The 12721-nt window shown below is 27.2% G+C and carries 11 protein-coding genes; all 11 read right to left on the minus strand.

Annotation, left to right across the window (positions count from 1 at the left end; translation table 11 throughout):
- Nucleotides 1-78: 78 nt before the first annotated feature.
- Genes rfbA through ACMX2D_RS06520 form a run of 11 tightly spaced genes read right to left on the minus strand, consistent with a single transcriptional unit; the run spans nt 79 to nt 12686 of the window.
- Complete coding sequence (rfbA, locus tag ACMX2D_RS06470) at nt 79-948, minus strand: glucose-1-phosphate thymidylyltransferase RfbA (RefSeq protein WP_414973206.1); 870 nt, start codon at nt 946-948, stop codon at nt 79-81.
- A gap of 22 nt (nt 949-970) precedes the next feature.
- The gene (locus ACMX2D_RS06475) at nt 971-1960 is read right to left on the minus strand and encodes a hypothetical protein (protein ID WP_414973207.1); all 990 of its coding nucleotides are present in this window, start codon (nt 1958-1960) and stop codon (nt 971-973) included.
- Between the two features lie 19 nt (nt 1961-1979).
- The gene (locus ACMX2D_RS06480) at nt 1980-3401 is read right to left on the minus strand and encodes a lipopolysaccharide biosynthesis protein (RefSeq protein WP_009447612.1); all 1422 of its coding nucleotides are present in this window, start codon (nt 3399-3401) and stop codon (nt 1980-1982) included.
- A 2-nt stretch (nt 3402-3403) separates the two neighbouring features.
- A complete protein-coding gene (locus ACMX2D_RS06485; RefSeq protein ID WP_414973209.1) occupies nt 3404-4678 on the minus strand; it encodes an O-antigen ligase family protein in 1275 nt (424 codons plus the stop codon).
- A gap of 24 nt (nt 4679-4702) precedes the next feature.
- A complete protein-coding gene (locus tag ACMX2D_RS06490) occupies nt 4703-5887 on the minus strand; it encodes a sugar-transfer associated ATP-grasp domain-containing protein (protein ID WP_414973211.1) in 1185 nt (394 codons plus the stop codon).
- Nucleotides 5888-5910: 23 nt separating this feature from the next.
- Nucleotides 5911-7056, minus strand: coding sequence for a tyramine oxidase subunit B (locus ACMX2D_RS06495; protein ID WP_414973212.1), 1146 nt, complete (start codon nt 7054-7056; stop codon nt 5911-5913).
- Complete coding sequence (locus ACMX2D_RS06500; RefSeq protein WP_414973213.1) at nt 7049-8353, minus strand: ATP-grasp domain-containing protein; 1305 nt, start codon at nt 8351-8353, stop codon at nt 7049-7051. Before ACMX2D_RS06500 ends, ACMX2D_RS06495 begins: the two co-directional genes overlap by 8 nt.
- A gap of 13 nt (nt 8354-8366) precedes the next feature.
- Nucleotides 8367-9206: a sugar transferase gene (locus ACMX2D_RS06505; RefSeq protein ID WP_414971764.1), complete on the minus strand. Its 840-nt coding sequence runs from the start codon at nt 9204-9206 to the stop codon at nt 8367-8369.
- Nucleotides 9207-9219: 13 nt separating this feature from the next.
- On the minus strand, nt 9220-10416 hold the full coding sequence (locus ACMX2D_RS06510; RefSeq protein WP_414973215.1) for an ATP-grasp domain-containing protein: 1197 nt from the start codon (nt 10414-10416) through the stop codon (nt 9220-9222).
- A gap of 22 nt (nt 10417-10438) precedes the next feature.
- The gene (locus ACMX2D_RS06515; protein ID WP_009447564.1) at nt 10439-11587 is read right to left on the minus strand and encodes an acyltransferase family protein; all 1149 of its coding nucleotides are present in this window, start codon (nt 11585-11587) and stop codon (nt 10439-10441) included.
- The gene (locus ACMX2D_RS06520; RefSeq protein ID WP_009447641.1) at nt 11580-12686 is read right to left on the minus strand and encodes a DegT/DnrJ/EryC1/StrS family aminotransferase; all 1107 of its coding nucleotides are present in this window, start codon (nt 12684-12686) and stop codon (nt 11580-11582) included. Before ACMX2D_RS06520 ends, ACMX2D_RS06515 begins: the two co-directional genes overlap by 8 nt.
- Nucleotides 12687-12721: the final 35 nt, after the last annotated feature.

Genomic DNA, 12721 nt, shown 5'->3' on the forward strand with positions numbered 1-12721 from the left:
TTTACTCTTCTGTATCCTGTTTTTATATAATATCCAGTCAAGTAATATGACTAATTGTCAAATGAATAAAATGAATTTTTATTTTTCATTTGCAATTCTGATTAAATATTCTCCATAATCACTTTTCAAAAGTTGTTGTGCCAATTTTAAAAGCTGTTCTTTATCTATATAGCCCATTCTAAAAGCTATTTCCTCTATGCAAGATATATATAAACCAGCTCTTTTTTGTACAGTATGAACAAAATTACCTGCCTCAATTAACCCTTCGTGAGTTCCTGTATCAAGCCAAGACATCCCCCTTCCTAAAAGGTTTACTTTTAGTTTTCCTCTTTTTAAGTATTCCTCATTAACTGAAGTTATTTCCAACTCTCCTCTTTTTGAAGGTTTAATTTTCTTTGCAATTTCAATTACATCATTATCATAGAAATATAAACCCGGAATAGCATAATTTGATTTTGGATCTTTAGGTTTTTCTTCCAATCCAACAACTTTATGATTTTCATCAAACTCAACAACCCCAAATTCGCTAGGATTTTTTACATAGTATCCAAAAATTTCTGCACCTTCATCTAATGAAGCTGATTTTTGCAAAACATAAGAAAAACCTCTTCCATAAAATACATTATCCCCTAGAACAAGACAAACTTTATCATCTCCGATAAATTCCTCTCCCAATATAAATGCTTCTGCAATTCCATTCGGTTCTTTTTGAACCATATAGCTTATAGACAAACCATAATCTGAACCGTCCTCTAAAAGTTCTTGATAAAAAGGTAAATCTCTTTCAGTTGAAATTATCAAAATTTCTTTAATTCCGGCTAACATCAATGTTGATAAGGGATAGTAAATCATAGGTTTATCATAAATAGGCAATATCTGCTTTGATATTGATTTAGTTATAGGATATAGCCTAGTTCCCGCTCTCCCTGCTAAAATTATTCCTTTCATAAATCCTCCTAAAAATAATATATTATAAAGCTAATAAAAATTTTATATTATTAAAAATATAATCCATATCATCAAAATTATAACGTTGATCAACAGGTATTGGCAAAATATCTCTTGCAAATACAAATTCCAACATTTCCTCGCTACATTCCTGCAAAACGTTAGGCCAAAGAGTTGGAATAAAAATTTTTCTTTTTATTAATTCTTTTTTTAAATTTTCTGAAGATAATTTATACTTTTTATTATCAATCAATAAGGGATAAGAAAAAGCTCCCTTTACTAATCTAATATCCAACTCATTTATGCTTGATAGTTTACTATGTATATATTTAAAATTATCCGTTCTAATATTTTCTATCTCTCCAAAATTTAAAGAATAAAGTATATTCTCAGTTAATTTTGATATATATTTTATTCCTTCAGTTTCAAATCTTTCATTATTTTTGACAAAATCCGAATAAAATTCCGTACTTGAATTTTCAAATCTTCCGAGTAAAAAATTCATTTTATCAAAAGCTTTGTCAATTTCTAAATCTTCTTCCAACACAGTATCTGTATACAAAACAGCTCCGTCGGATACTCCAAAAAATTTTCTAAAGGTATATATAGTATCTGAATTTTCCAAAGGTTCATTAAAAAATGCTTGAGCATTGTCAATAATAATTCTATTTTTATATTTTTCAATAAAAAATTCAATATTTTTCAAAGATAACTGCCCATAAAAATTAGTAAGATAAAAAAACTCTCCATCTTGTAATTCTACATCCAATGGTAAAAAAATTTTATTAATATTATAAAACCTCATTTTTACATTATACTTTTTACAGATTTTTGTTATAGAATCACAATTAAAATACGGTAATAATATTTTTTTTATCCCTTTAGCCCTAATCAAATAAGCAAGTGCAGAACGACCGCTATTTAATTTTACAACATTTAAATTTTTAGGTGCTTTGTGAAAATCAAAACTTTTAAAATGTTCAAATTCTAAATATCCACCAATTTCTTTCATATACCCTCCTAAAAATTTTCTATCTTTTCAAAATCTCTAATACTTTTGATTTATTTTTATATGCGAAATATAATATCCCAATTCCGTAAAAAATAATTATAAAATATCTAATAAATAGCATTTTATAAACCAAATTAAATATAAATGAAAGAGTTGTAAATGTAATTAATACAACAAGTATATATTTTATATCATAAACAAATTGCATTTTCATAAATTTTACCAAATAATAATGTAAAACAAACAAAACAGCATATCCTACCAATGTTGTATATGCGGCAATGATATATCCATATTCAGGCAACATTGGAATAAATATAAAATTAAGTATTATATTTAAAATCGTTGCAATGATAGTAGCTACTGCAACACTAATTGTTCTCTTTTTATAAAACTCTATATTTACATACATTGTATAAATGAATTCAAAAACACAACTGGTTATAAGAGGTGGTAGACAGTAAACTGCTGCCATATACTGCTTTCCTCCTAAAATATAAATAAGTTCAGGAACTACCATAAGAACCCCTGTACTTATAATAAAAAATATTCCTATATATATTTTTGAAACTTTTTTAATTTCTGAATATTTTTCATAATGCAAGGATTCAAGTAACCATGGAGCCCATGCTTTATTCATAGAATCATATAAAATTGTAACTATATTATAACAACTATAGGCAATACTATAAATAGCCGTATATTCAGCTCCGCTAATTTTGGTTATTATAACTTTATCAGATGCACTTAAAAGATAAATTGACAACACATGTGGAACAAGCGGTAAACAAATAACCGTTGCATATTTCCAATATTTAAATTTTATCTTTTTCCCAATATATACCAAATAAATATAAATTATTATTCCGATAATAATTTGTGGAATATATGTTCCAACAAATCTTCCCAACAATTTGTCATTCATAAACAAAACCAACACTAAAGACAAAAAAGTTGAAACTACTATGGAAATTCCCGTTAGTACAACAAAAAATTTATACTTAAAAAATGCTCTTTGTTTTGTAATTAACATTAAGTATGCAGGATAAACCAATAAATATATAAACATAATATTTATATATTTCATTTCCATTTGAAATAAGTTTATAAAAAAACCTTGAAATACAAAAACAATAATATATAAAATTATGGTAACAAATGTAGTCATTGATAAAATAGACCAAATATAACTATCTATATCATCTTCATGTTCCAATTTTGAACGTATTATTGAAGAATGTAAATCTAATGCAGTAAGTACGCTTAATATACTAATCCAAGATGTCATATTACTGAAACTTCCAACTTCAGACTTTGTAAGCAATCTTGTAAAAATAGGAGTAGTAATAAAAGCCATCCCTCTAAATATAAAATTGCATATAGTATACCATATTCCTGCTTTTGCTACTATATTCCCACTCTTTCCTTTATTTTCTTCCAAGACTATTCCCCTAACTGTAAACTGAAATGTTTATAATTACGCTTTTTTCTTGTTTCCAGATAACAACCAACCATTATACCTATAGTTCCCCAAAAGGCATTATTATTCCAATAACTTAAAGATAAAAATAAACAGAATGAAGAAGACAGAAATATTAAAAATATTCCTCTCCACTCTTTTCTATTTTTGTTAAAAAACATAATTAAAATATTTATAAAAAATAAACTCAATATTATTAAACCAAAAAAAACTCCAAAATCAACTAAAATTTCCAATATAACTGAATGAGGATATCCTGCAAAAATTATATCAGTAATAATATGTCTAGTTCCCATGCCTCCATATCCAAGCGGATTTTGTTTTATCATTTCAATTGTTCTTCCCCAAATTATAGATCTTCCACTATCGCTCGATATTGTCCCAAGTAAAATTTTATCTATAAATCTCGACGAAAAACCGATCATATTTATTTGATTTGAAATAAGAACTAAAATATTATTTCTAAAATAATACAAAACAGATCCAATTGAAAAAAATACAATTAACTTATTTTTATATTTTAAAAAATTATTACGATTTGAAAATTCTAAAAGCCAATACATAATAATAAAAGTTATTATAAATATAAAAGGTCCTCTAGATCCCCCAATAAATAACATTACTACAAATCCCAGAGTTATAAGGATATCCAATGTTTTCTTATATTTAAAGGAAGAATATAAAAAAGCTATTAAAAAAAATAACAATTGATATCCAAATGAAACACTATAGCTCATCTTAGCCTGTCCGTTACTACCGACAACTCCATACCAGAAACCTCTTTGAGTATATAAATAAATTTCATTTAAAAAATAAAAAAACATTAAACAACCTGAAATCTTTATATTCCTTAACATTTTATTTGGATTATTGACCATTCTAACAAATAAATAAGTATAAATTCCATGTGTAGGAAAAAAAACTGTATCCCAAATACCGTATTCTCTTTTTAAATAGTATGGTGTATATTCAGGATGAAATAGCCATGTAATTCCAAAAAATAATATTAAAAAAATATATAATATAGCAAAATCCGCTTTTAAATATTTTTTTGAATCTACAAAAAACAATATAAATATCGGAACATAAATCATCAAAAGTGTAAAAAAAACACTTATCGTATTCGGTATCTTTAAAAAAGAAAAAAATGATATAAAAAAAGGATTAGCAAAATATACAATAAATGAAAAATTAATTAAGTTTTCATAACTTATATAAACAAGCTTTTTATTTATCATAATTTCCTCCTTTTCCAAATATCCTTAAATTACTAAATTCATTCTTTTTACAAGTTCATCAATTTCAGATTTTATTCCTCTTTGCATTACAATTTGCGGACCTATAAGTTGTCCAATTCCATTGACTTCAATTACAACCCAACCCTTAGATGTATAAGCCATATCCCAAGACAAAAAGCCCATACCTTGTACATCTTTAGCAATGCTTTTACAAATATCCAACATTTCTTTCCATTTTGGAATTTTACTACCTTTAAATTTAATTTTGGTATCGGGATGCTCAGTATAAACATTTTTATATTCATCAAAACCGTCAGTATTTACTATCCCTGTTTTTTCATCAACACCAATAATAATTCCTCCGGCACCTCCATTATCAACAAAAGAACCATCTCTTCCTGTTCTCATAAAACAATATGGAACTTCTACAGTACCATCTTCCATTACCATAGTCATACATCTTATAGTATTCACACTTGAAGTATTAAATCTTGCCATTTCTTCTGATTGAACAACAAGTTCTTCCAACAAAAATTTGCCTTTATTCTTCTCTCTATTAAAATATTCTTCAATATTTTTAATATTTTCTATATTTATTAATTCAATATTATTTCCTTGAGCAGAATTTATTTTCTTCTTTACAAAAATTTTATGCTTATCTATAAAATTTTTAAAATCTTCCAATTTTGTATGTCTATTAAAAATTAAAATATCCCTTTTAAAATACTTTGAAAATTGTTTAAAACTATCTGCTTTATTAATCACATATTGAAGTTTGGTAATATCATTTACTGAATATCCAAACTTAAAAGTATCTATATCAGAAACAAACTCCTTTTTTTCACCATAACTCTTCCCTTCCAATCTAAAACCGACATATTCGGAAGGCAAAAAACCATAGGCTAATCTGCAAAAAATCATATCATTCCTTAAAGATTCTTTATCTTCAATATCTTTATAATCAGAAACTTTTTTTATCATAATTTCCATTTCATCAATTATATGTTTAAATGAACTGCCACATTCTTTAAGATATTTTTCTACTGTAATTTTTTTGAAGTTTTCATCTTCTTCACACTTTTTTATTATATCTTTAGATAAAAGTTTATTATCCAATCTTTTTATTTTCAGTCTTTGAAGTGCTTTTCTAATCCCAAAGACTTTAGGATAACACTTACGAACTATATTACATAATTCACCTTTATTCAAAATTTTCTCCTTTAAAAATAATTTTATCTCATTGAATTCAATGAATCCCAAAGATTTAACTTAGTTCCTATATTATTTTCTATAGCTTTTTGATAACATTCATATCCCCAAGCAACATCTTCTATCGGCATTCCTCCAACGGCATAAATTAAAATTTGATCTTCATTTTCACGACCAACTTCTTCTCCACAAATTATAGCACCAAGATCAATAATATCTTCTCTTAAAATTTTATTTTCACAAACAGCATCATAAAAAGCCATTCCCAATAATGTAGAAACTGTCTTTTGTGTTGGAAGTTCTCTGCCTGAACCCCAACCGGAATACATCTTATAATTATCCGCAACAGCTCTAACAGCAGGTTTGTTTGAAATAAAATCGGAATCTACCAAAAGAGCAGATGCACTTATTATCAATGCACCTTTTTTTATCCAACTTTCATTTATATATGGATTATCGTTAAAATTCTTTGCATTGGTAGTTCCAAAATATATAATATCGGAATCTTTACAAGCCTCTTCAATAGAATTACAAACAATAAATTCCTTTATATTGGGATATTTTTCTTTAACATAATTTATAAATGACTCTATTTTTTCTTTTCCTCTACCTTTAATTTTAATTGTAGAAATACTTGGTTTAACCTCAAGAAATGCATCTAAAGAGTAAATACTCATAGTTCCCGGTCCGATAATACTCAAAATTTTCGGATCTTTTTTACTTAAATATTTTACTCCCAGTCCTGCAACTGCTCCGGTTCTCATAGAACTTAAAATATTTGCAGACATATACGCAATAGGTGCTCCTGTAACAACATCCATTAAAGACATCATCAAAATAGAACGTGGTAAATTCAAATTTCTATTATTCGGATTTGAACCGTAAGACTTAATTCCGAACATATGATATTTACCACCTAAATATGCGGGCATAGCCATAAATCTATAATCGGGAGCACTAAGCGGCATTCCTTCTATCTCAGATTCTTTAGGAAATGAAACTCTTATGCCATGTTCATTGGCATCATCTCCACCCATTCTGTAATCACCTTTGTGAAGCAACCTAAAAGTTTCATCCATAGCTTTAATACAGCCTTTCATATCACGAACTCCGGCTTTTATCATATCGTCTTCATTTAAATATAAAAAATCTATTCTACCATTATCCATTAATTTTCTCCTTAATTTTTAGCTTCATCGGATTGATAATTTCCATAATCATATTATTACCATTTTCATCTAAAACTACAAGTTTTTCTTTTATTAAATTTATTATTTCATCCAATTTTTCTTTATTCTCAGTAGCACATAAAACATAAGCTAAAACTTGTTCTGTTGTTCCTTTAACATTTATTTCATCGCCTATTGCATGAAGTAAATTAAACTTTAAAAGTCCGCTGTTTTTTTCAATTTCATCAATCCCGCCTATATATGAAATTTTTCCATTTGTTAGGGAAATTGTAACAATCATTCCAAATCCGTCAAAATATGGATTGCTTTTTTTTAGTAATTCAACATCCATTTCTCCTGTTAAAGAATATTTAATTAGTTGATGCATTTGATTATATCCTGAAAAATGCTCAATAATTCCATAAGTATATCCACCATTTAATCTATAACCCGTTTCGTGAATATAAAATTTTCCATTATCGTAAAATCCTTGAAAAAAAACAAAACCATTTTTCATATCATTATCTGAAATGAATTTTCTAATATGTTCGTCCATATTCTCAATCCATTCATCCAAATATACTGACGGATATAACATCCCAAGTCCGGAAGGTGCAATATTAGGGTCGGTAACTTTTACATATCTATCACCCATTGCACTTAAATAGGCAACACCATTATATATCATATAATACACACTGAATTCTTTATCAACTTCCATTAACTTTTCTATTAAAACTTTTCCAACTTTAGAATAAGTAAAAGCTTCTTCAATATTAGATTTTAAGTCTTCTTTTTTAAAACATTTGTAAACACCTTTAGAACCGCTATAATCCGCCGGTTTTACAACAACAGGAAGTTCTATTTCATCAATCTTTTCTAAATAATTTTCTTTATTTACAGAAATCCAAGGAACTATCGAAACTCCTGATTTTACACAAGATTTCTTGAATAATTCTTTATCTATACAAGTATTTATATTTTCTTTATTTCCACAAAACGGTTTATTCAGGATATTACATATTTCCTGATTATAAGGAAGCAGCATATCATTATATCCGGTAAATATTCCGTCTATATTTTCTTCTTTACATATAGAAACCAGTTTTTCAACATCTATTGCACTGACTAAAAAACTTTTATCTGCAATTTTTTTTGCCGGGGAGTTTTCGTAATAATCTGCAACATAAGTCTTAATTCCTAAGCTTTGTGATTCTTTTACTATCTCACTATGTTGTCTTGTAGCTCCTAAAATAAGTAATTTTTTCCCATCTAAATTTTTATATATATTTTCCAATTTTATCTATCTCCTATATGTTAAGATTTTCATTGATTTCTTTAATAGCTAAATCGAAATAATATCTTGAAACTTTTCTAGAATTTATACTACTTCCATCTTTATTATAACCAATAAAACTTCCTCTATTGGCAGCCCCTCTCATATTACTATTTTTCTTATTAAAAACCATAGAAATAAGTGCAAAACACATTTTTAAATCAAGCATAAAACTTACATTTTCAACATAGTAAATATCATTTTCAAATTGTCCTGTCCAAGTATTCCCATATTTTGTATTATGTATTCTAGGACATTCTAGACCAGGCTTAACGGCAGTTCTTTTTTTATGTCTCTCACTATAACGACTATTATATTGAATAGCCAAAGGTCTGGGGCCAATTATAGACATATCCCCTTTAAAGACACTCCAAAAATTAATTAATTCATCCAACGAAGTTTTCCTAACAAATTTTCCTAATTTGGTAACTCTTTGATCAGGTGGTAACAACTCTCCTAACTCATTTTTTTCATTAGTCATATTACGAAATTTAACCAAATTAAATAATTTTCCATCTTTTCCTATTCTTACCTGTTTAAAAATTATAGGTAAACCTACATCAAAATAAGTTAATATCATTAAAATAAAATTTATTGGTAAAACAAGCAAAAGAACCGTTCCTGAAACTATTATATCTAACACACGTTTTATATACCTTGTATAAAAGGTATCTTTTGAAATTACTATTTTATCATTTTTATTTACAATATTAATAGTATCTTCAGAAATAACTTTAGCAACAGCATCAAATAATAATTGATGGGGTATCCCTTCTACGTCACCCAAATCAATATAATCTTTTTCCTTTTCCATAAAAACTCCTAAATTACTTTACCAATATTTTTATAAGATTTTGTGAATTTCTGACAATTCTTTCCAATTCTTCCTTAGTTTTACAATTTATTATAACAGTACCGATAGTTTCATTTGCTCCTGTGAAAGAATTTACAAAGTCGCCTTTAGAAATCCACAAATCAACTTCTACAATGGCTTCTTTTACAACTTCATCAATAATCAACTCTTGAAAAATACCACTTTCGTTACTGTGTAAAATTAGTTCTCCCCAAAATCCATCATATTTTGGTTTAGTCAATCCTTCAATTTTCATTCCTAAAGATGCTTTAACCGATGCTGTAATGATATCTTGTCCGGTTGATAATTTAAGAATTTCTGCCAATCTGTTTCCTCCCGCTCTAGGAGTACATTCCATTATATACGGTTTTCCATTTTTACCAATACGCGTTTCAATATTATAAATTGATGATTTCAGTTTCAAAAGTTTCATCAATCTTTGTAATTCGGATTCTAATTCTTTCTGCATTTCAATATTCATACTGGATGGCCAAATATAAGCTGAAGGAGTATATGGATTATCTGCCTTTTCATCAAACAATTGATCGTTGAACGAGCAAAAAACCAAATTTCCATCAACGGAAAAACTATCTGTATCACTTGAAAATCCTAATTTTTCTATAAATTCTTCAACTATAATTTCTCCTGATGCTGAATATTTAAATGCATATTCAAAAGCCTCTTTAAAATCTTCTAAATTATTAACTCTTATAACTCCTTTACTGCCTGCAGAATCCACAGGTTTTACAATTATAGGAAGTTCAAATTTCTCTATATTATTAATGGCCTCTTCATAATTTTTATAAGTTTCTGATTTTGGAACATTGAAATTATTTTTTTCTAAAAATTTTCTAAATTTCCCCTTGTTTTGCAATATTTCAATAGATTCATAAGGACTTGTAGAAAGACCCAATTCAGTTGCAACATAACTTGCAACAACTACACCCGGATCGGTAGCAAATGACATTATACCATCAATTTTAAGCTCCCTAGCTAATTTTAAAACAGCTTCTTTATCTACAATACTAACATTGTGATACTCATTTGAATATTTATGAGCAATATTATCCGGTAAATAATCACAAGTTATTACATATACCCCTAAATCCTGTGCTGCTTTTATAGCAGGAATCAAATAACTTGATCCTCCTAAAAGTAATAATTTTTTCATAAAAACTCCCAAAACAAATATATTATCCAAAAATTTTCAATTTATATGCTTTATTCATAAGATTATTTACAATCCAAGCAAAAATTATTGATAATATTAAAGTAATTATAAATCTAGTCCCTGAATAGTAAATTAAAGTTTCTTTTAATGATTTACTCACTAGCCCAACTATTATAGGTAATCCTTCATAGACAAATGCATGAGTCATATATAATTCAAATGAAATATCTCCTAGAAATTGGAACGGTTTTTTCTTTAAAATTTTAGATACACAACCTTTATCATTTTTAAAAGCAATTAATAAAAACACAAAAGGAAATGTCCATATCCAGGCGCTGTATATATTTAGTTTATTAAAATTATTAAAAATATATACAATAAAAAATAAAGCTACCGCAAAAATTTCAACAATATTAGCTTTAAAAAATCTAACTTTCTTTTGAATTTTCGGCATATATTCACATAGCAAAATTCCCGCTAAACCTTCCCCAAATATTCTAAACCAAGGATTAACATAACGTAAATATAATGACCCCTTACCTATTATAGCCATAATTAGACAGATTAAAAGTTCTATTCCATAAGTTATAATGCAAATATTTAAAGATTTTTTTAACCAAATTTTTTTAACTTCTATATCTCCACTATTTATCTTTTTCAAAAAAATATATCCAAAAATATAAAAAGCAAATAAAACTGATATATACCAAGAAGGTCCATGAAATGAATAAAATGTGACTTCATAAGGTATAAAAGCCTTTATTAAAAATATATTTGCAAATATATTAAAAATCCAAGTTGAACTGCCTATAATAACATTTTTATTAATTTCAGCATTTTTAGAAAATAAAATACTTATTCCTAAAGCTAAAATAAAAACCACAATAACTAAAGGATAAATTCTTTTAAGTTTTGATACAATATAATCTTTAAAATTTCTGTCTTTCCAAGTATATGCCAAAAAAAATCCGGAAATCAAAAAAAATAAAGTTGTAAATCTAGACCCATATTGCATAAAATTTTTCCAAATAATATACCAAAAAGGATTTTTTGCATCTGATAAATAAGACATATGAGAAAAAAGAATAAATAGAGCTCCTATTCCCTTAAGGGCATTGTAAGAATATATTTTTTCTTTTTTCGTTTTTTTCATCTGTATTTTCTTAATCATTTAATATCTCATCACAGACTCTATCTACATCATCTATTGTCATATCGGCATACAGAGGCAATGTAAGCACTGTATCTGAAATGCGATTTGAAATAGGTAAATCAACTAAACCATACTTTTCTTTGTAGCATTCAACTTTATTTGTAATAGGAAAGAAATATTTTCTTGCATAAATATTGGAATTTCCCAATTTTTCTTGAACTTCATTCCTATTTAATTTATATCCGTCAAAAATCACCGGAAAATATGAATAATTCCATTTTGTATCTTTATCCGGTTTTGGAATTTTTATTCCATCAATTCCGTCTAATCTTTTATAGTAATGTTCAGCAACAACTTTTCGTTTTGCGATTTCTTCATCTATATGTCTAAGATTGCAGACTCCCATTGCCGCTTCAAACTCATTCATGCGTGCATTTGTTCCTATATGGCAAACTTCTTCATGTCCTCTAAATCCAAAGTTTACAATTTCTCTCATTGGAAGAAATTTTTCATTATCTTTAGTTTTATAAGATACTATTCCACCTTCAATTGTATGGAATACCTTTGTAGCATGTGTACTAAACATAGAAATATCGCCAAAATTCCCAACTCCTATTCCTTTGTAAGTAACCCCAAAAGCATGAGCTGCATCATATATTACATATAAATTATATTTTTTGGCGATTTTTTCGATTTTTTCCACATCACAAATAAATCCATAAACATGAGTTGCCACAATAGCCACTGTTTTATCTGTTATTGCTTTTTCAACCAAATCCGGATCAATAGTGTAATTATCTTCCTTAATATCCACAAAAACAGGTGTTAGCCCATTTCTAACTATTGAATGTGTTGTAGAAATATGAGTATAAGCAGTTGTAATGACTTCTCCTTCCAACTTTAATCCATTAATAGCTACCTCTAAAGCAACATGACCATTTGCAAAACAATATACTTCTTCAACATTCAAATATTTTTTTAATTCTTCTTCAAATTTTATAGATTCAACTCCCCTGTTTGAAAGCCATCTACTTTCCCATAACGGTTTAATTTCTTCACAATATTCTTCAAATGTAGGCATTGAAGATTTTGTTACATTAATTCTTGATTTTTCCATAAATTCTCCTAAAAAATAATAAATATATTAATAAA

The sequence above is a fragment of the Parvimonas oralis genome, from assembly GCF_047608425.1.
Lineage (GTDB): Bacteria > Bacillota > Clostridia > Tissierellales > Peptoniphilaceae > Parvimonas.

Excerpts from the sequence above, each read along its gene's own strand:
- rfbA (WP_414973206.1), bottom strand. The coding sequence starts at position 948 with ATGAAAGGAATAATTTTAGCAGGGAGAGCGGGAACTAGGCTATATCCT.
- ACMX2D_RS06475 (WP_414973207.1), bottom strand. The coding sequence starts at position 1,960 with ATGAAAGAAATTGGTGGATATTTAGAATTTGAACATTTTAAAAGTTTT.
- ACMX2D_RS06485 (WP_414973209.1), bottom strand. The coding sequence starts at position 4,678 with ATGATAAATAAAAAGCTTGTTTATATAAGTTATGAAAACTTAATTAAT.
- ACMX2D_RS06495 (WP_414973212.1), bottom strand. The coding sequence starts at position 7,056 with ATGGATAATGGTAGAATAGATTTTTTATATTTAAATGAAGACGATATG.
- ACMX2D_RS06505 (WP_414971764.1), bottom strand. The coding sequence starts at position 9,206 with ATGGAAAAGGAAAAAGATTATATTGATTTGGGTGACGTAGAAGGGATA.
- ACMX2D_RS06510 (WP_414973215.1), bottom strand. The coding sequence starts at position 10,416 with ATGAAAAAATTATTACTTTTAGGAGGATCAAGTTATTTGATTCCTGCT.
- ACMX2D_RS06515 (WP_009447564.1), bottom strand. The coding sequence starts at position 11,587 with ATGATTAAGAAAATACAGATGAAAAAAACGAAAAAAGAAAAAATATAT.
- ACMX2D_RS06520 (WP_009447641.1), bottom strand. The coding sequence starts at position 12,686 with ATGGAAAAATCAAGAATTAATGTAACAAAATCTTCAATGCCTACATTT.